Annotated in this window: 17 protein-coding genes; 3 read left to right on the forward strand and 14 right to left on the reverse strand. The window is 51.1% G+C overall.

Annotation, left to right across the window (positions count from 1 at the left end):
- Positions 1-103: 103 nt before the first annotated feature.
- From gshA to H6G45_RS04175, 5 genes are all read right to left on the reverse strand, one after another.
- Positions 104-1,273 carry a glutamate--cysteine ligase gene (gene gshA, locus H6G45_RS04155; protein ID WP_190596896.1) on the reverse strand — a complete coding sequence of 390 codons (1,170 nt, stop codon included), beginning with the start codon at positions 1,271-1,273 and terminating at the stop codon, positions 104-106.
- Between the two features lie 107 nt (positions 1,274-1,380).
- The gene (locus H6G45_RS04160; RefSeq protein WP_190596898.1) at positions 1,381-2,142 is read right to left on the reverse strand and encodes a YebC/PmpR family DNA-binding transcriptional regulator; all 762 of its coding nucleotides are present in this window, start codon (positions 2,140-2,142) and stop codon (positions 1,381-1,383) included.
- A 32-nt stretch (positions 2,143-2,174) separates the two neighbouring features.
- A complete protein-coding gene (locus H6G45_RS04165) occupies positions 2,175-2,648 on the reverse strand; it encodes an FHA domain-containing protein (protein WP_190596900.1) in 474 nt (157 codons plus the stop codon).
- Positions 2,649-2,916: 268 nt separating this feature from the next.
- On the reverse strand, positions 2,917-5,259 hold the full coding sequence (locus H6G45_RS04170; protein ID WP_190596902.1) for a cation-translocating P-type ATPase: 2,343 nt from the start codon (positions 5,257-5,259) through the stop codon (positions 2,917-2,919).
- 318 nt (positions 5,260-5,577) lie between these two features.
- The gene (locus H6G45_RS04175; protein ID WP_190596904.1) at positions 5,578-6,216 is read right to left on the reverse strand and encodes a DUF3318 domain-containing protein; all 639 of its coding nucleotides are present in this window, start codon (positions 6,214-6,216) and stop codon (positions 5,578-5,580) included.
- A gap of 70 nt (positions 6,217-6,286) precedes the next feature.
- Here H6G45_RS04175 and H6G45_RS04180 point away from each other — a divergent pair, with 70 nt between their 5' ends.
- Positions 6,287-6,454: a hypothetical protein gene (locus H6G45_RS04180; protein ID WP_190596906.1), complete on the forward strand. Its 168-nt coding sequence runs from the start codon at positions 6,287-6,289 to the stop codon at positions 6,452-6,454.
- A 6-nt stretch (positions 6,455-6,460) separates the two neighbouring features.
- Here H6G45_RS04180 and H6G45_RS04185 read toward each other — a convergent pair whose 3' ends face one another.
- The gene (locus H6G45_RS04185; protein WP_190596908.1) at positions 6,461-7,540 is read right to left on the reverse strand and encodes a C1 family peptidase; all 1,080 of its coding nucleotides are present in this window, start codon (positions 7,538-7,540) and stop codon (positions 6,461-6,463) included.
- Between the two features lie 223 nt (positions 7,541-7,763).
- On the opposite strand from H6G45_RS04185, the gene H6G45_RS04190 reads away from it, so the two are divergent.
- Positions 7,764-9,071 (forward strand): dihydrolipoamide acetyltransferase family protein, encoded by a 1,308-nt coding sequence (locus H6G45_RS04190; RefSeq protein WP_190596910.1) that lies wholly within the window; start codon positions 7,764-7,766, stop codon positions 9,069-9,071.
- Positions 9,072-9,231: 160 nt separating this feature from the next.
- On the opposite strand, the gene H6G45_RS04195 is transcribed toward H6G45_RS04190, so the two are convergent.
- The 7 genes from H6G45_RS04195 to kaiC all read right to left on the reverse strand — a co-directional run bounded on the left by H6G45_RS04195 (position 9,232) and on the right by kaiC (position 16,617).
- The gene (locus H6G45_RS04195; protein WP_190596913.1) at positions 9,232-10,017 is read right to left on the reverse strand and encodes a matrixin family metalloprotease; all 786 of its coding nucleotides are present in this window, start codon (positions 10,015-10,017) and stop codon (positions 9,232-9,234) included.
- A 126-nt stretch (positions 10,018-10,143) separates the two neighbouring features.
- Positions 10,144-10,377: a preprotein translocase subunit SecG gene (gene secG / locus H6G45_RS04200; RefSeq protein ID WP_010873234.1), complete on the reverse strand. Its 234-nt coding sequence runs from the start codon at positions 10,375-10,377 to the stop codon at positions 10,144-10,146.
- A 63-nt stretch (positions 10,378-10,440) separates the two neighbouring features.
- Positions 10,441-12,039: a 2,3-bisphosphoglycerate-independent phosphoglycerate mutase gene (gpmI, locus tag H6G45_RS04205; RefSeq protein ID WP_190596915.1), complete on the reverse strand. Its 1,599-nt coding sequence runs from the start codon at positions 12,037-12,039 to the stop codon at positions 10,441-10,443.
- A gap of 93 nt (positions 12,040-12,132) precedes the next feature.
- On the reverse strand, positions 12,133-13,749 hold the full coding sequence (locus H6G45_RS04210) for an alpha/beta hydrolase (protein WP_190596916.1): 1,617 nt from the start codon (positions 13,747-13,749) through the stop codon (positions 12,133-12,135).
- Positions 13,750-13,840: 91 nt separating this feature from the next.
- On the reverse strand, positions 13,841-14,836 hold the full coding sequence (locus tag H6G45_RS04215) for a glycosyltransferase family 2 protein (RefSeq protein WP_190596919.1): 996 nt from the start codon (positions 14,834-14,836) through the stop codon (positions 13,841-13,843).
- A gap of 48 nt (positions 14,837-14,884) precedes the next feature.
- Complete coding sequence (locus tag H6G45_RS04220; RefSeq protein ID WP_010873230.1) at positions 14,885-15,061, reverse strand: PCP reductase family protein; 177 nt, start codon at positions 15,059-15,061, stop codon at positions 14,885-14,887.
- 38 nt (positions 15,062-15,099) lie between these two features.
- Entirely contained in the window at positions 15,100-16,617 is a 1,518-nt protein-coding gene (gene kaiC, locus H6G45_RS04225) for a circadian clock protein KaiC (RefSeq protein WP_190596921.1), read from the reverse strand.
- Positions 16,618-16,738: 121 nt separating this feature from the next.
- Between kaiC and H6G45_RS04230 the strand changes: the two genes are divergently transcribed.
- Complete coding sequence (locus H6G45_RS04230; protein ID WP_347338246.1) at positions 16,739-17,218, forward strand: TspO/MBR family protein; 480 nt, start codon at positions 16,739-16,741, stop codon at positions 17,216-17,218.
- Between the two features lie 91 nt (positions 17,219-17,309).
- Here H6G45_RS04230 and H6G45_RS04235 read toward each other — a convergent pair whose 3' ends face one another.
- Complete coding sequence (locus H6G45_RS04235; protein ID WP_190596924.1) at positions 17,310-18,326, reverse strand: family 10 glycosylhydrolase; 1,017 nt, start codon at positions 18,324-18,326, stop codon at positions 17,310-17,312.
- Between the last annotated feature and the right edge of the window lie 27 nt (positions 18,327-18,353).

Below are 18,353 nucleotides of genomic sequence, written 5' to 3' on the forward strand. Positions count from 1 at the left end.
TTTTCCCATGTCAGTGATGGAGATCACAAACTATCGATAAACAACAGTTATTAAACTGTCCCCTCGGCAAAAGTTTATGATTTTTTATCAGCTACTGAGGCCATCAGACTAAACTCAGTATTTCATCCCGGGCTTTGGTGAGGGGTAAACAGAGGTCCTGGGCCAGCATGGCTTCCTCCGTCTGCGTTTGGAGAATCGCCTCCTGGACAATGGTTTGGGGACTTTTACCCCGTTCATATTGGCTCAGCCATTGTTGGGCCATGTTGCCTTCCCGCAGAATTTTCAACAATGGGGGCAAAAAGCAAGCAAAGCCTTGATATTTAGCTTCCGGCTGTACGGACTGGTATAACTCCTCAATCCATTCCCTGGCGGCGATCGCCCGGCCATCTCGCCAATGGTGCAGGGTACTGTGCAAACTACCGACGGCGGCATCCATTTCGTTTTGATCCGCTAGGGTAAGCAATTCTGAGGGGGTAAGCTGGCTTTGTTGGAGGGGGTCCAGGGTGGGGTCGGCCAGCATTTGTTGTAAACGGGCCTCCAGTAGGGCCACGATCGCCAAAAGAGAAAGGGGGTTAGTGACCAAATCGCAGATCCGTAACTCCAAACGGTTCAGGTTATGGGGTCGATTATCGCCGTTGGGACGCACCGCTGACCAAAGATGGCGGACATTTTGCATAGTGCCCAGGGTCAATTGCTCCTCTGTCCATTGCACAAAATGGGCATGGCTCGTAAACAGGGGCACTTCCTGGGGAGTTTTGGGGAACATCTGCCAACGGCTGGAATGGTAGCCGGTTACCTGGCCATTTAAAAAAGGGGAAGAGGCACTAAGGGCCAAATATAGAGGTGCTTCCATCCGCACCAAACGACAGGCCCGCATCAACTCCTCCACGTCCCCAATGCCGATATTAATGTGAATGCTGGCGGTGACCACCTGGGTGCCGTAGGTCTGTTCGATGTAAGTGTGGTAGGGATTTTGGGGGTCAGAACGGTAAAAGGTGTCCGTCCCCCCCAGGGCCAGGCAACTGCCCGGTATTAGTGTGTAGTCTTGCCCCAGTTGACTGAGGTAATGGCGCAATTGACGACGGGGCTGGAGGATGGCACACAACAGGCGATCATAGCTATTTATAGGGGGCGTAGTGTATTCCACATTGCGGCTGTCCGGCTCCCGCACAAATCCACTTAAATCCCGCACAATGCGATCGGAAAGCCCCACAATCTCCCCGGTCTTCTTGCCGGTATAGATTTCGACTTCTAACCCTTTAGTCAACTGCACTGCACTCGCCTCTTTAAAATTAATTGGGGGGAAGACCACCAGGAAACAGTAAATACGGAAAGGCGCTGAAAATAGATCACCACTCCGCTTTCCTAGTATCTCACCGCCTACCCCGCCAGGGCTAACAACTCTTCTGTTAACTCAAAGTTGCTGGTGACCGATTGCACATCGTCCAAGGATTCTAGCGTTTCAATCATTTGCATAAGGGCTTTGGCCTGGTCTGGGTCAGCAATTTCCATGGTGTTTTCCGGCAACCAACGCAGTTCCGTCTCTGCAATGGCAAAGCCATGGTTCTGTAACACTTGGTTGAGGCTTTCCAGTTGACTTACCTCACTGAAAACTTCCACACCGCCCCCATCTTCCTCGTCTAGCCATTCGTAACTTTCCCCCTCCCCCTCCAGCAAAGCTTCCAGCAATTTTTCTTCCTCCAGTTCCCCCTCCAAACGAATTACTCCTTTTTTGCTAAACATCCAACTGACACAACCGGTTTCCCCCAAATTCCCCCCTTTTTTGCTGAACGCCGCCCGTAGATCCGCCGCCGTGCGGTTGCGATTATCGGTGAGGGCTTCAATTAACACCGCTACTCCCCCTGGGCCATAGCCTTCATAGCGCATTTCTTCGTAGTTACTTTCCCCATCTTCATAGGTTCCCGCCCCCTTGGCGATCGCCCGGTCGATGCTGTCATTGGGAACCCCTGCGGCCTTAGCTTTTTCAATGGCTGTCCGCAGTTGAAAGTTGCCCGCCGGATCGGGGATACCTTGGCGAGCGGCCACAATGATGGCCCTGGATAATTGGGTGGTGGTTTTACCTTTTTGGGCATCCACCCGTGCCTTTTGCCGTTTAATACTTTGCCATTTACGGCCGCCCATTGCTCTTTACCGTCTAACGAACACCCCCATAATTATTCCATTTCTGGGGGAGAGGAAGAAACAGAGGTGGGGATTTCCTCCTCATCCTCGATCATGCCGGGGTCAATGAGGGTAATGTCAAATTGTTCGTTGCCCGGAATGGTGCCAAATTGATCCCGACGGCGGTACTCGTAGCGCACAGAGACCTGGGGACCCATGACAATTTCGTCTCCAGTCTGGATAGTATGTTCTTGTCTTTTTTTACCATTGATCATCAGACCATTAACACTGCTCTGCCCATCTTCATCGCCGTCAATAATCCGGTAAGCCGCCTGAACATCTTCGGAGGATTTACGCACCAGCACCGCATGGATACGGGAAACAAATTGGGATTTGATGCGGATGTCGGCCCTTGGCGATCGCCCGATGGTATAGAAGGTTTCAGTTAGTAAAACTTCCCGACGGCCACCGTCATCTGAAATGATCAGAACGTGCTCTTGCAGGGGTTTTGCCGAGGGATCAGACATGGCCAAGGGAAAAAAGAACAAAGGCGGACGGTGACGGACTCACTAAACTTCCAACCCGGAGGTTAGTCTACAGCGGAAAATTGAGCAAAAGGTCAGTGACTCACTTCAATCAATATTAACCAAGCTAATCTAGCAATCCCTAGTGGTAGCTAAAAGTTGGTGCCGGCCACCCTCTGGGTCGCCCATGGTGACAACAATCAGGCTTGAACGTGTTGCCTGGGTCTTCCGGGGAGGGGGAAGTTACCAGACTACAACTTCTAGACCCCCCTTAGTCTCGATTCCGTTCTGGGGCAGAGGAAAACTGGTACCGCAAGCTCAGGGCATTCAATACCACCACAATGGAGCTACTGGCCATCATAGCGGCGGCGATCGCCGGAGTCAGCACAATGGCAAAACTAGGCAAAAACGCCCCAGCGGCCAGGGGCACAGCCACCAGATTGTAACCTAGGGCCCAAAGTAGATTCTGCTTGATTTTAGCCACTGTGGCACGACTTAGGGTCAAGGCTTTGAGCACATCGGACAATTGGGAGCGCATTAACACCACATCCGCCGTTTCCATGGCCACCGCCGTTGCCCCGGAGAGGGAAATGCCCACATTGGCCTGGGCTAGGGCTGGAGCATCATTAATACCGTCCCCCACCATAGCCACCACTGAGTCCGGGTCTAACCCTTGCATTGCCTTAATTTTAGCCACCTTGGCCTGGGGCGTCATCTGGGCCTGGAATTCTGCAATGCCCACCTCCATGGCGATCGCCTCGGCGATGGTGGGATGGTCACCGGTTAACAATAGGGGAGTAATACCCCAATGTTTCAGTTGGGCAATGGTGGCCTTAGCTTCCGGGCGGAGGGTATCCTGCAGGGCTAAAAATCCTTGCAACTGTTGATTGCGGGCCACAAAAATAACCGTTTTTCCCTGGTTACGTAGTTGATCCACCTCTGTTTGCCATTGGGAGTGCCACATTACTCCCTTTTCCATGAGCCATTGTTGATTCCCCACCAATAGGCGATCGCCTTGGTACCAACCTTGAACCCCTTGCCCCGCTTCCGTTTCAATATTCTCCACTGGCAAAAGTTCCAGATCTTGGGCACTGGAGATTAAGCCCTGGGCTAGGGGATGGCGGGTTCCCTGCTCCACCGAGGCCGCTAAGGTCAATAACTGGGCCGCTGGAATATCTATCACCGGAAACGTATCCGTTAGCTGTAAATTGCCCTGGGTGAGGGTGCCCGTTTTATCGAAGGCCATCACCGTAGTGCGCTGGAGAATTTCTAAAATGTTGCCCCCTTTGATCAGAATGCCCTGTTCAGCCCCTAAACTGGTGCCCACCAAAATTGCAGTGGGGGTGGCTAGGCCGAGGGCACAGGGACAGGCCACGACTAACACCGAAACGCTTAGTTTAAGGGCTAATAAAAGAGGAGAAAGTCCTGTGTCCGTAACTATCTGGGGGAAAAATGATTGCCCCACCGTGGCCCAAAAGGTCAACGTTCCCAAGGCGATCGCCATCACGCCATAGGCAAACCAGCCCGCCACCTGATCCGCTAACCGTTGCATGGGGGCTTTTTGGGTTTGGGCCGTTTCCACCAGTTGGATAATGCGAGCCAAGGTGGTGTCTGCCCCAATGTGGGTAGCCGCAATGGTAATGGCCCCGGACTGATTCCAAGCTCCGGCAATGACCGCGTCATCAATTTTTTTCTCCACGGGCAGGGATTCCCCCGTCAAGAGGGACTCATCCACCAGGGTTTTTCCCGCCACTAAAATGCCGTCCACCGGAATTTTCTCCCCTGGTAACACCTGCACCCATTCCCCCACCCGCACCTGTTCCACGGGAATTTCAATGCCAGTTTCCCCTTTTGTATCTCCCCTGCCCACCAGTCGAGCCAAGGAAGGTTGCAGGGCTAACAGTTCCGTCAAAGCAGATTTAGCTTTTTGTCTGGCCTTACTTTCTAGGGTTCTGCCCAGCAGTAGCACCCCCAATAGCATCACTGGCTCATCGAAAAAACATTCCCAGCCCAACCCGGGCCAAATCCAGGCAATGCAACTGGTGAGGTAGGCACTGCCAGTACCCAGGGCCACCAAGGTATTCATGTTGGCATGGCCAAATCGTAAACCCCGCCAACCATCGAGGAAAATTTCCCGCCCCGGTATGGCGATCGCCAAAGTAGCCAGACCCCAGTGGAATACAGGGTGATGGAAAAAGGGAATCATGGGGCCACCGAAATGGCTCAGATGGCCCAGTGCCGATAGGAGCAGTAACACCAGGGCAATGGCCAAGCCCCAGTTAACGTTTTCTTTACTGCCGTTTTCCGCCCTTGGTAAAGCAATGCCCCCGTGGCCCTGACGAATTTGGCTGGGAAATCCCCGCTGACTCAAATGTTCGGCGATCGCCTGGGGAGTAATTTTTTCCGGAGCATAGCGCACCACCGCCACTGCTGTAACTAAATTGACGCAACTGTCTGTCACCCCGGCTAATTGACCCAATTGCCTTTCCACTGCCGCCACGCAACCAGCACACTTCATGCCCCCCACATCGAGGGTTAAACTACTGGTCTGATTTTGCCCATTGTCATCGTTGTCAGTCAGGGTTGATGCAGGGGTCGGGGAAAGTTGAACCATGGTAGAGGTAATAAAGTAAACAGGGCATCAGTCCCAATCATGGGGGAATTTTTTCCACCTTACCAAGCAATTTTGCTATCTGCCCCAGGATCGGCGATCGGAACAGCACTCCCGGTCCTTGTTAAAGTTAAATTCCTCCATCTTGCCAATGTCTTCAATTGATCAATGGATGGTCGCAAGTTATTTACTAAGCCCTCTTCAAAAGCCCAGAACTCCCCTTAGCAACAGCATCTATAGACAAATAATTAACCAATGGCAGTGTCAGCCTACGCCAGGGCAAGGGACTTAAATCCCAATTACCATTCAAACTAATAATGTTTAGAGAGCTTTAGCCTTTTGGGTTTTAGCTTTCATTTTGGCCGCACTTTGGCGCAAAGCCTGAAGACGGGTTTCATACTGTTTACGTTGGCGGCGATTGGGGGTTTGTTCAATCAAAGTTTTGAAAGCACTACCAAGACTTTTATAGGCATTGGGCAAGGTGTAACCAAAACGGGTAGCAAGGGTAATGGCCTTTTCGTCCGCCTCGATCGCCTCTTTGATGCGTTTGTCGCCGTTATTTTTTTGCCAGAGTCGATAGCCGGAAATGCCACATAATCCCAAGGCCAGGAGCAACAGCAATCCATCTTGCACCCACAGTTCTCCCACAGCCCCCCCTAAACCGATAGCCAGGGCCGCCATTTCCCAACCTTCCCGGGGAATGGTATCGCTTTGGACGCGGGCTACTTCGTGCCAAAACAGTAAATTCCGTTGGTCAATGGCCAGGTTTTCCCATTTGGCCAAATCCACCTGAATTTCAATCTCATCCCGGCCCAACTCCTCCGAACGGATCAGGGGGGGGTTAACTTCGGTGCTACCTTCCACCATTACCCAACTTTGGAGTTCCGGCGGCAGTAAACTTTTCAAGCGCCGTAGTTCACTCATTTCAGCGCGGGCCGTTGCAGAGGAGTAGGAGGTCATGGCAGTTTGCTATTTTCTTGACTGATCAACAGTGGATCTGGATAATCCTAACCCATTTTGACATTTTCCTTTGGCCCACCGCCAAGGCGATCGCCAAATCACCGTGGTCAGTGAATCCTGCATCCATGGTCCCTCTGATTTACAACAGTTACAACAAGCCGGAGCCGTTTCGGTGGGAGAATTCTGGATCAAACAATCTGATCTCCCCCCGGCGATCGCCAATTTATATGGTCATTGAACTTCCTCAGCTTTCGTCCCAACTTTCTTCGTCGTAGCCTAGTTTTTCCGCCGCAGATCGCTCTTTGCGGGTTAACTCATCCCAGGATTTTTCACTAGAATCCGGCGGGTCAGTTTCCCCATTCCAATTATCTTCATCCCAACCCAGTTGCCCCCAGAGGACTTGATCTTCTTCGCTTAGATCTTCCCAATCTTCTTCCTCTCCATCATCATCTTCTTCTTCCCAAGCATCTTCAATTTCTTCGTCTTCCTCAAACCAAACCCCTTCACTAAAGTCGAGGTCGGTTACACTTCTTACTACCCAACAATCCCCATCATTGAATTCTGGATTGGCTAAATAATCGTAGGGAATATAACAATAACCCTGATCGCCCCAGTCTTCTCCCCAAGAATTACGTACCACAAAAACTTTGTTTTCTTCCGAGTAACCCACGCAGAGCATGGCATGACCGCCAAGGTATTCTTCTTGGTCCGTTTTTGGCATAGGAATCCCTTTATTTCCCTCCCGCATAAAGGACTCAAATAACGGCAAACCAAAAGCAAAAGGATAACCTTCTGCTAGGCAATGCTTCATCACATAAAGATCCACCTCAAGCCGTTCTGCTTCTTTTAACCGGAAATTAATAGCCGCTTCGTAGGCTTCACCATGGGGTTCCTCAAAAACAAGGTCTGGATCGTAGGGCCAGACGGACTCTGGGCATGTCCCCATATCCTGCAAAACTTGGATGCAATTGAGGATGGTTGTCCCCTCATCTTGATCGGTTTCATCATCTAGGGAACGAGCATTGTAGTAAATGAATAAACGGCTTACATCCCCCGATTCTCCTAGGGTACGCTTGGCTAAGTATTCGTAGGCTCCGGCCATAGCGTTGGCTGTACAACTACCGATTTCCCCCTGGGCTTCCACCGCGGTCATATAATGGCGCAGATCAACCCGGATGGGTAGTTCTTTCCGGGTGAAACGTTGGGTTTTATAGCGGGCTTGGTCACTATTTTGGGGACTGGGACGATAGGCGCCGATTTTGAGTTTTTTATTTTGTCCTTGCTGAAAAGTCGACAGTTTCGGGGGGTTTGGGTCGTGACCCATGGTAGTTATCTCACGGAAAAAGGATTGTTATTTCATCATTGTTCAGTGAATCTGTCATCTATGGTTAAACAAGCTGATCTCCACCAGGCGATCGCCAGCCTGTATCGAACGGATAGCTGAAGGCACATTACCCTGACCCCCTGGCGCAAATCTGATAGAATTTGAACGGTCTTTCAAAGTCCTAAGCCCCTGCAGTCCAAGAGATTTAAGAGATACAACCACCATGATCTACGACATTTTCATGCCGGCCCTGAGTTCCACCATGACCGAGGGGAAAATCGTTTCCTGGACTAAGTCCCCCGGCGACAAAGTAGAAAAAGGCGAAACTGTCTTGGTGGTGGAATCGGACAAGGCCGATATGGACGTGGAGTCCTTTAATGAAGGTTACCTGGCCGCTATTCTAGTCCCAGCAGGGGAAGAAGCCCCCGTGGGAGCAACCCTCGGGTTAGTGGCGGAAACGGAAGCAGAAATTGCCGAAGCCCAAGCTAAAGCAGGCTCTGGTGGTTCCTCCAGTGCGCCCCCTGCTCCAGCCCCCCAACAACCGGAACCAGCGGCGATCGCCACTGCAACTACCACAGAAACAGCCCCTACCCCCAGCAGTAATGGCAATGGCAAGGGTAGTGGCAGGATTGTTGCTTCCCCCCGGGCGAAAAAACTAGCCAAAGAATTAAAAGTTGATTTGGCCACCGTGGCTGGCAGCGGTCCCCACGGCAGAATTGTGGCCGCCGATATTGAAGGTGCCGCCGGCAAACCTGTCAGTGCTCCCATCGCGTCCCCCAGTGCCCCTGCCCCGAAAGCATCTCCCGCCCCTGCTCCAGCGGCAATCTCTACCCCCACCACTACCCCCAGTGTTCCCGTCGGTCAGACAGTGCCCCTGACCACTTTCCAAAAAGCTTTGGTGCAAAATATGGTGGCCGCCATGGCCGCTCCCACGTTCCGGGTGGGCTACACCATTACCACCGATGGGTTGGACCAACTTTATAAGCAAATCAAGGGCAAAGGGGTGACCATGACCGCCCTGTTGGCCAAAGCAGTAGCCCTGGCTTTGAAAAAACATCCCATTGTCAATGCCAGCTACACAGACCAAGGTATTACTTACCATAAAGATATTAATATTGCCCTGGCGGTGGCCATGCCGGATGGCGGTTTAATTACCCCGGTGTTACAAAACGCAGACCAAGTGGATATCTATTCCCTCTCCCGCCGTTGGAAGGAATTGGTGGACCGGGCCCGGGCCAAGCAGTTACAGCCCGAGGAATATAGCAGTGGTACTTTCACCATTTCTAACCTTGGTATGTTTGGGGTAGACCGGTTTGACGCCATTCTGCCACCGGGACAGGGAGGAATTTTAGCCGTGGGCGCCTCCCGACCCCAGGTGGTGGCCAATGAAGAAGGTTTAATTGGTACCAAGCGGCAAATGGGAGTTAACGTCACCTGTGACCATCGGGTCATCTATGGGGCCCACGCCGCCGCCTTCCTCAAGGATTTGGCCGCCATTATTGAAGAGAATCCCCAGTCTTTGACCATGTAGGTCTTAACCCCCTGGATCAGACTAGTTTGCAAGGTTCACAAAGTCCCCCCACTCGTTCAGTTTGGGGGGATTCATTTTCCAGGGTTTTCCTATCTACTCCGGAAGTTTTACGGCCAAGATGATGGTGTACAGAAGAGTTCACCCCAAAAGCCAAGCTTTTCTAATGAGTAACCGGTGCTGGCCAGCCGAGGCGGGTGGGTTGCTGGTAAATCCGATAGAGGGTTCTTAGATCCCTAGGGGAAATCGCCGGTACATTGGCAGTCTGGGCTGGGTATAAAGCATCTTCTTCGCGGTCACTGTGCCCCCAAATGCCCAGGGCGTGGCCTAATTCGTGGCGGGCGGTACCTTGGAGGGAAAGGGGGGCTAGGCCCGGTTTGATGGCGATCGCCATGCGGTGACGCAGTTGAGGTGGAGATGTGTCAGTCCAATAAAACTCATAGCTAGCCTGGGCGGTGCGGGCTCGACCAAAACTAACCAAGCCCGTTTCTGGGTCCACTGTACGGGCCAGGGGAGGCTCTCGGTACAAAATGACAATGTCAGCCCCAGCGGTGTTTTCAACCATGGTGAGGGGAAAAACACTTTGCCAGTCGGCGATCGCCGTTTTAATGGCCTGTTGCCAGGTGTAGTAACGTTTCTGGGCCGCACTGCCGGGGGTTAATGCGGGGGGATAATCCACCGCTACAGTGACAGGAAATCTAGACCAGACTAGATGCCCGAGGGGGGAAGATTGCACTTGGGCAAAATAGTCGCTGCCATCATCCCCAGAGAAACTGCGATTCTCCAGGCTAATGCCCAAATCTACCAATTCAGGGGGGAGGGGATGAACTTGGAGTGCTGGTAAAGTCGGCTTGTCCCCATTGCTGGCGATCGCCGGTAGGTTAACCAGCAGTAAAGTCAACAACAATAGGGCCAGGAACCGGGCCCAGGGTTTTATGCGTTCTTTCAAAATCCTTACCCCCGTGGAGCAAACCCCTCAACCGCCAACGCCGGAGGTAGCATCGCCCAAAGCCTGGCCAGATCAAAGAAGTTTTGGCAATCGAGAAGGGTCAAATCGTCCCCCATATCCCCTAACTTAATTGGCCAGCCAGCCAGCACTCAAAATGATGGTCAGCCCAATGAAAATAATGCTCAGGGTCCAGGTCACTTGGTTGAGGGTTTTTTCTGCACTTTTGGCACTGGTAAACAATTGGGCTTGGCCACCAATGCCAGCAATTCCATCCCCTTTAGGGCTGTGGAGCAACACCAGTACAGTCAACAGGGCGGCGGAAGCCATCCAAATAATTCTTAGAACAGTAATTAAAGTCATAACAATCTAGCGCCCCTCGGCGATCGTGCAGGCTTCCCATTTTAGCGCGTTTAACCACCCTACCTAACGGGAGAGGTTAACCGGAGTGCGATTGGTCTTAATTTCCACCAAGGGCTGATCAATAAGGGTTTTACCAGTCATTTCTGCTGGAACAGGCAACTGCAAAATATCCAAAATCGTGGGGGCAATGTCCGCCAGCTTCCCCCCTTCCCGCAGCTTGACTTCGCCACCATGGCCAGGAATTTTGCGTCCTTCCCCTTCCACCAAAATAAACGGCACTGGGTTGGTGGTGTGGGCCGTCCAGGGATTACCCGACTCATCACTCATATATTCCGCATTGCCATGGTCGGCGGTGATTAACACGGTGCCCCCCATTTTAGCGGCACTGGCCAGGAGGCGTCCCACATTGAGGTCGACGGTTTCGATCGCCTGAATCGCTTCTTTGAGTTTACCGGTGTGCCCCACCATATCGGGATTGGCATAGTTGACCACCACCAGGGAGTAAATGCCTTTTTCCATGGCTCGACAAACCGTATCGGTAACGGCTTTGGCAGACATCTGGGGCGCTTTGTCGTAGGTGGATACCATGGGGCTTTGAATTAGCTCCCGGTCTTCCCCGGCAAAGGGTTGTTCCAAACCGCCATTGAAAAAGTAGGTGACATGGGGATATTTTTCCGTTTCTGCCGTGCGGAACTGCTTCATTCCGTGGCGGGCAACAATCTCTCCCAAAATGTTATTCAGATTTTGCGGCTCAAAGGCCACAACCACTGGCAGGGCAGGATCGTACTGGGTGAAGGTGACAAAATCTAGGGGCTGAATCCTTTCCCTGGGAAAACCATCAAAGCTGGGGTTAACCAAAGCGTAGCAAAGTTGTCTAGCTCGGTCGGGACGAAAGTTGTAGAAGATGACCCCGTCCCCAGAGGCGATCGCCCCGGTGCCTACCCTAGTGGGGGGAATAAATTCATCGGTAATGTCGTTGGCGTAATAATCTTTCACCACCTGAGCAGCACTACGGCCATCCCCTACCCCATCCTCTGTCATGACTCGATAGGCCTTTTCCACACGGTCCCAACGGCGGTCGCGGTCGAGGGCGTAATAGCGGCCACTGACACTGACAATACGCCCCAAACCAATTTTGTCGAGATGGGCTTGGATTTGTTGGACAAAATGGGCCCCTTCATTGGTGGGGGTATCCCGGCCATCGGTAATGGCGTGGATGCAAAGTTGACTAATGCCTTGGAGTTTAGTCAAGTCAATTAGCCCTAAAAGATGGTCAATGTGGGAGTGAACTCCCCCGTCGGAACAAAGACCGATTAAATGCAATTTGCCACGGCGATCGCGCACCCGTTGGCAGACTTTCACCAGGGCTTCATTCTCAAAAAAACTACCGTCTTCAATGGCGTCACTAATACGTACCAGCTCCTGGGGCACCACCCGCCCAGCGCCTAAATTGAGGTGACCAACTTCGGAGTTACCCATTTGACCTTTGGGCAAACCCACATCTTTCCCGGAGGTATTCACCAGGGTATTGGGGTAAGCCGTGATCAGACTATCCATAATGGGGGTGTTAGCCTGGGCAATTGCATTTGCGCGGGTATCTGGGCGATAGCCCCAGCCATCTAGGATGACCAGAACCACCGGGGCGATCGGTGCCTCTGCCATGGTTATTGCCTCACTACAGTTAAAAGTCTGCAAAAGATGCCATTGATAATACCATCAAAAACATCCGGGGCAACTACCGCCCTAGGCTAAGCATTAGTTGTTAATATCCATGGCCTGCTCAAGTTGGGCCGGCGTTAGGCTTTGTACTAGTTGTAAGGGCAGGGGAGCTTGACTCATTCTTTGCACTGCTTCATCCGTCAAATACATTGCCGAATCACTATTTTGCTGGAGATAAAGATCAAAGAAAGCTAATCCTAAACTTTTTAGGTAGGTATAGGCCAAGTCCTGGCCAGGGCCAACAATTTTTTCCGGCAGATTGTCAGTGCCTGCAATGAAGGACAAATGGGTTGCATTTTGCACTAACAGCAGATATTTATCCGTGTCCTCAATCAGGGAAAAGGGAATGATTTGTTCCGGCACTGGTGGAGCAAAAATATCATTACTACCGGCCACAATCAGGGTTGGTACGGCCAGGTTTTTCATGCCATCGGGGCCAAAAATGGGGTTGGTGACGGGGTTAATGGCCAGCACAGCTTTAATCCGGTCATCCTTGAGGTCGGAGAGGGGGGGGGCACTATCCACCCCCTGGCATTGCCAGAGTAGGGCGGGGTTGAGGTTGATTTGGTTGGGCTGGTTTAACTTTTCGCATTCTTGGAGCAATGTGGGCCATTCCAAACTGGCTCCTCCGCTGGCGATCGCCGTGTAGCCACCGAGGGAGTGACCCAAAATCCCCACATTGTTAATGTCAAATTTGCCCTGCCAAGCAGGGTCCGTAGCCGCTTTTTGGGCCAGGGTATCCAGCACTAAGGTGACATCCTTGGGTTGTTCTAGCCAGGCGTTGGGATTGGGAAACGCATCTAGGCCCTGGAGGGAATCCTGCATCCGAGCTGCATCACTTTCGGGAAAATCAATGCCGGCGATCGCAAAGCCATAGGAAGCCAAATGATCGGCAATGTAGGTAAAGGCCTGAAAATTAGAATTTAAGCCAGGGGCAATCACCACCAAGGGAGCAGGCTTAGTGTTGCCCTGGGGTAGATAAACAAAAACTTTGACTGGTTGACCGTCGGGACGGGGAATGATGAGATTAGTGGTTTTCCATTGTTGTGGTCCAGGCTCAGCCAAGGCTAAGGGTTTTAGGTTTGGGGGCACGGGGGGAGAGGGACTGTCCTGTTTGCCCAACCAGGTAAAAATTCGATCAGTGGCTTGGTATAAACTATCCGCTTGGTCAATGGTATTTTTAAAAGTATCTAGATTTAAAACCAAGTCTGAGCCACCATAGGCATTAATAACATCGATAATTTTAAAGCCATCAGGATTTTGGGCCGCCGTAATAACTGCCCCTTCCAAAAAGGGTTGACTTTCATTGGTTGGGGCGGCAATAATATAGCTCAATTGTTGGGCAATTTCCTTGCCAAAAGTTGTATTAAAAAAACGAAAAGCTTCTATGGAATTGAGCTTAAAAGAATGGTTTAATAAACCACGAAATTTTTCTAGTTCTTCCGGCTTGAGATGTTGGGTATAAAATTTGAAATCTGGGTCGATGGTGCCAGTTTCGGCAAAAGTTGTCAGGCTTTGCACAGAAATATCAAATTGTCCCAGGGGCATAATCGAAAAGGTGATGGTTTCTGCCCCTTTGATTGCCCTTGGTGAAGCTAGGACCAAAAAACTGGAGGTAAGGGCAATTGCTAAAAAGCGTTTGAAGTTAATCATGGCATCAGAAAAATAAATTGTTAATTAATCTGGCAATAAAGTGATAGATCAGTTGGGGAGGATATTTTTTGAGGTTATCCAAAACTGTTTTTTAAGGAAGTTGTTCAAAGCCGGCTACTTCTGCCAAGGTGTATAGGGGCCGCCCTTTTACTTCATCGTAAATTCGGCCAATGTATTCTCCTAAAATGCCAATGCAAATTAGCTGAACCGCACCAAAAAACAAATTGGCAATTACCACTGTGGCAAATCCATCTAAAGGGGAATTGGTTTGGAACAGCCGCCAATATAAAACCAATACCATCATAGCCATGGCCAGGAGAGCGGCTAAAAGCCCTAGATAGGTGGCCAAACGCAGGGGCACAATGGAAAAGGAAACCAGACTATTGATAGCTAAACGGAGGGATTTGCGAAAAGTGTATTTCACCTCCCCGGCATGGCGAGGATCCCGTTCAAATTTAACACCGGTTTGGGGAAAGCCAACCCAAGCCCTCAATCCCCGAATATAACGATTTCTCTCCGGCATGGCGTTGAGCAAATCCACCACCTGGCGGTCCATTAGGCAAAAGTCTCCTGTATCGGCCGGAATTTTTACGTCCGCTAACCGTTGCAACAGTCGGTAGAATCCATAGGCCGTTAGCCGCTTAAACCAGCTTTCCTGACGGCGCTTAACCCGTTGGGCATAGACTACGCTGTAGCCTTCTCGCCACCGTTCCACCAATTGGGGTACCAATTCGGGAGGATCCTGCAAATCTGCATCGAGAATAATCACCGCCTGGCCCCGGGCAAAGTTTAACCCCGCCGTCACCGCCACCTGATGACCAAAGTTACGGGCAAAGCTAAGGTAACAGACTCGTTTATCTTGCTCGTGCAAAGCCCGGATCATCTCCAGGGAACGATCGCCACTGCCATCATTAATCAGCACTAATTCCGTACTTCCCAATTGATCCATGACCGTCTTCAGTCGATCATATAACACGGGAATATTATCTTCTTCGTTATAAATTGGCACAATCAAAGAATACATTGGCCCCTGGCGATCGCCATTGTAAACCCTGATGTCAGACCGGCCTGGTGAATTTGTAACCATGGTGAAAGGGGATTTGCCTGTGGGTTTAGCCCCAAAAGTCGAACCAAATCATTGGCCGAACTCCAGACGGGCTTGTTCTACCAAATCCACGGTGACCTCATCTAGATCGGCCTGCCGAGCCAACTGCTCAATCCGCTGACGGGCTTGCACCCGGGCAAAATAGGGGATATTCTTCAACTTTTGCCGGGCTTCGGGGGTCCAGGGTAGGGATTCTTGCCACTGCATGGATTGATTGCCTCCGGGTTTGCAAGGGGGAGAATTGACTATATTTTCTCATTGAATAAACCGCTCAATCTTTCCACTTCACTCTGGGCAGTATACATGGGGGTACCGGCCAGAATTCCGGTGACGTTGCGGAAAGGTTTGCCAATGTGCATCCCCTTATGGTCGATGGAAAATTCCCGGATATCTTTATCGTGCATGGAGCCCCGCATTTTCAGCACCGTAATTCCCCGACGCATTTCGCCATACATTTCCACATAACGCAAAAGAATAATCGAATCGGTAATGGTGGAAATATGGGCATCGGTGATGGAAGCTCCCCCTAATAAATTGGGGGTAGTGGAAGTGAATAAACCGCCAATTTCCTGTTGCTTAATAAAGGAAGTTAGGCCGATGATAAATTCGCGAAAACTTTTCAGGGTGGAAACCCGTTCTAGGGCCGAAAGACTATCCACCGCCACTCGATTGGGCTTAAATTCTTGGATAATATCCTTCATCATGATCAGATGATTTTCCAAGTTGGTGGTTTCTGGATAACGACAAACCACTTTTAGTTTGCCTTCCTTTTCCATTTGTTTGAAATCCACTCCCCAGCCGGTGGCGTTACGAATTAACTGCTCTCGACTTTCCTCAAAGGCAAAGACTAAACAGCGTTCTCCATTGGCCACCCCTCCGTCCATAAACTCAGTCACCATCAGAGTTTTACCAGTGCCCGTAGCGCCGGAAACCAGAATAATGGAATCCCGGAAAAAGCCACTGCCGCACATGCGGTCTAATTCCTCACTACCGGAGGTGATGCGGATGTCGGAGGATTTTTGCTCGAGCTCGATCGCCGACAGGGGAATGATAACAATGCCCTTTTTGTTGATGATGGTGAAGGGAAATTCGCCCTTTTGGTGGTCGGTGCCACGGTATTTGAGAATTTCAATGGTGCGACGGCGTTTTTCATCGGCTAGAACGTTCCGGACAATAACCACGTTATCGGCCACAAATTCTTCCACCCCGTAGCGACTAATTTCACCGTATTCCTCCACCCGTTCTGCGGTCATAATGGCGGTGACTTCCAACTCCCGTAGGGCAGAGGCCAGGCGAAAGAGGTCACTCCGTACCTGGGCACTGTCAGTGAGGTGGCTAAAAATTGCCCCCAAGGAGTCGAGGGAAATGCGGCTGGCTTTATATTTGCGGACAGCGTGTTCAATGCGGGCAATCAAGGCCCCTAGGTCATATTCGCCGCTGACAATGGGGCGATCGCCTGGTTGGGGAGAAGCATCGACAAAAACCCACTTACCTTCATTTTCCCATTGCTGAATATCCCAACCAAAACCCCGCATATTTTTTCGTAGGGCCCTGGGAGGTTCCTCAAAAGTGACAAAAACACCATTTTCCCCACGGTGTATACCTTCCACCAAAAATTGACACGCAAAAATAGTTTTAGAACTGCCCGCTGTCCCGGCAATTAAGGTGGCGCGGCCGAGGGGGAGACCGCCATCGGAAAGAAAATCAAAGCCTGGAATACCCGTCTCCAACTTCTCAATGCCATCTATCCCTTGCTCTAACATCCGTTCACCGCCACTTATTCGTATTCGGAACCAACGGGAATTATACCAGTGTTGACAATGCCACCGATACCACCGATCTCAGCCGGGGGGCAATGATAGAATTTGCACAAGTTAATGGAAAGTGTTTATGATTCCGGCTTGGCTGTGGATTGGGTTGATCGCTTTTGCCCTGGCCTTTGGGTGTAACCGTCTATCCCCCAGGGATTTGCGCTGGTTCAATCGCCTACGTCGTCCCCCTTGGCTAACCTTCGAGGGGGCCATTCCCTTCATTTGGATTACCATTTTCATTGCGGGAGCGGTTTCCGCTACCCTGGCCTGGAATGCAACGATGAACCCTGGGCACCGCTGGGGATTGATGGTCGGCTATCTTTTGCTGGAATTGACCATCATGGCCTATACCCCCGTCATGTGCAAGCTACGAAGTTTGCGGGTGGGCAGTATTATCGGTGCTACGGGTTTCTTTGTCGGTCTGGCCCTGGCGATCGCCGTTAGCCAAGTTTCCACCACTGCTTTTGGTTTTTTGGTACCGTTTTTAATCTGGAGTCCCATTGGCACCTATGTTACCTGGGCCATGATTCCCCTCAACCCAGGGGAAATTTAACAACTAGGGCGTGAAAAAGTTGACAGCAGAAGGCGTGGGGAAAAATGGGGTTAGTTTAATGATTCCCGCCTCCGAAAGAGTTTCATAGGATTCATAGGATATTGAGACGGGCATTAATCGCCCTCAACACCAAAAATTCCCAGACAAAAAGAGAATGGCCTAAGTTTTGATCTTCCACCGCCTGGATCTGGTTTTTGATGGCTTGCAAATTGAAAGGTTTAGCTTTGATGCCAGTGTAAAGGCCAATGCCCACAGGCACGTAACGGGAGGCGGTATAAATACCAGAGTTGGCAACGGTTTGTTGAACTTCCGCCGGACTAGACCGGTAAACTTGCACGACGACTTCGTCAATAATGCCCTGTCTAACCCAACCGAGCCAATCTTGGTTGTACTCGTTACGGGAAAATTGGTAGGGATTAGGGGAAAGACTTAGTGCCAATTCAGGATTTTTAGCTTTGATGCGTTCATGAACTTTAGCAGTGAGGGCAGTTAAATCCCGCTGGCGATCGCCAAATTGCCGGGGCACAGCCCAATGGTCATCTAGTTGGATGCCGGCTAGGGATTGCTCTTTGAGAATGTCATCGATGTGACCAAGGATGTAGGCTTGCACTCCGGGTTGGGCGGGGTCTAACCAGACCATGGGAATGCCATGATTTTCAATCACCTGCTCACCGTTGGCCATGGTCAATAGCCAATCTGGATTATTTTTAGCAACGGGATCGTATTGGGGCAACATTAGGCCATATTCAAACCAAGCGTAGGGTTTGAGGCCCTGGCGGCGGGATTCCCTGGCCATGGAAGCCATGGGATTGATCAAAGGCAGTTTGGGAATGGGTTCTCCCCGTTGTTTGGTGGCATAAAGTTGGCCCCGCAAACCGTAAACACTGAAATAAACCCGGTCATAGCCCGATTTACTGATATGGTGGAGAGTTTCATCCAATAGGGTGGTGTAGGTTAATGCCATGGTGCCCACATCGGTAAGCCAGACCCCCCGCATATGTTTGGGCGAGTTAGCAGTACGGGACGGAGCCCGGTGGCAAGCCCCTAACATCAAAACAATGCCCACCAATAGGGCCGGCCACTTGGCAAATTTGAGTAGTTTTTTCATCTAGGCGATCGCCGTTGGAGGAGGTGA

The sequence above is a fragment of the Synechocystis sp. FACHB-383 genome, from assembly GCF_014698605.1.
GTDB lineage: Bacteria > Cyanobacteriota > Cyanobacteriia > Cyanobacteriales > Microcystaceae > Synechocystis > Synechocystis salina.

Coding starts and splice junctions, on each gene's coding strand:
- H6G45_RS04175 (WP_190596904.1), bottom strand. CDS start 6,216: ATGACCTCCTACTCCTCTGCAACGGCCCGCGCTGAAATGAGTGAACTA.
- H6G45_RS04185 (WP_190596908.1), bottom strand. CDS start 7,540: ATGGGTCACGACCCAAACCCCCCGAAACTGTCGACTTTTCAGCAAGGA.
- H6G45_RS04235 (WP_190596924.1), bottom strand. CDS start 18,326: ATGAAAAAACTACTCAAATTTGCCAAGTGGCCGGCCCTATTGGTGGGC.
- H6G45_RS04220 (WP_010873230.1), bottom strand. CDS start 15,061: ATGCAGTGGCAAGAATCCCTACCCTGGACCCCCGAAGCCCGGCAAAAG.
- H6G45_RS04160 (WP_190596898.1), bottom strand. CDS start 2,142: ATGGGCGGCCGTAAATGGCAAAGTATTAAACGGCAAAAGGCACGGGTG.
- H6G45_RS04210 (WP_190596916.1), bottom strand. CDS start 13,749: ATGATTAACTTCAAACGCTTTTTAGCAATTGCCCTTACCTCCAGTTTT.
- H6G45_RS04190 (WP_190596910.1), top strand. CDS start 7,764: ATGATCTACGACATTTTCATGCCGGCCCTGAGTTCCACCATGACCGAG.
- H6G45_RS04170 (WP_190596902.1), bottom strand. CDS start 5,259: ATGGTTCAACTTTCCCCGACCCCTGCATCAACCCTGACTGACAACGAT.
- H6G45_RS04165 (WP_190596900.1), bottom strand. CDS start 2,648: ATGTCTGATCCCTCGGCAAAACCCCTGCAAGAGCACGTTCTGATCATT.
- gpmI (WP_190596915.1), bottom strand. CDS start 12,039: ATGGCAGAGGCACCGATCGCCCCGGTGGTTCTGGTCATCCTAGATGGC.
- secG (WP_010873234.1), bottom strand. CDS start 10,377: ATGACTTTAATTACTGTTCTAAGAATTATTTGGATGGCTTCCGCCGCC.
- kaiC (WP_190596921.1), bottom strand. CDS start 16,617: ATGTTAGAGCAAGGGATAGATGGCATTGAGAAGTTGGAGACGGGTATT.
- H6G45_RS04215 (WP_190596919.1), bottom strand. CDS start 14,836: ATGGTTACAAATTCACCAGGCCGGTCTGACATCAGGGTTTACAATGGC.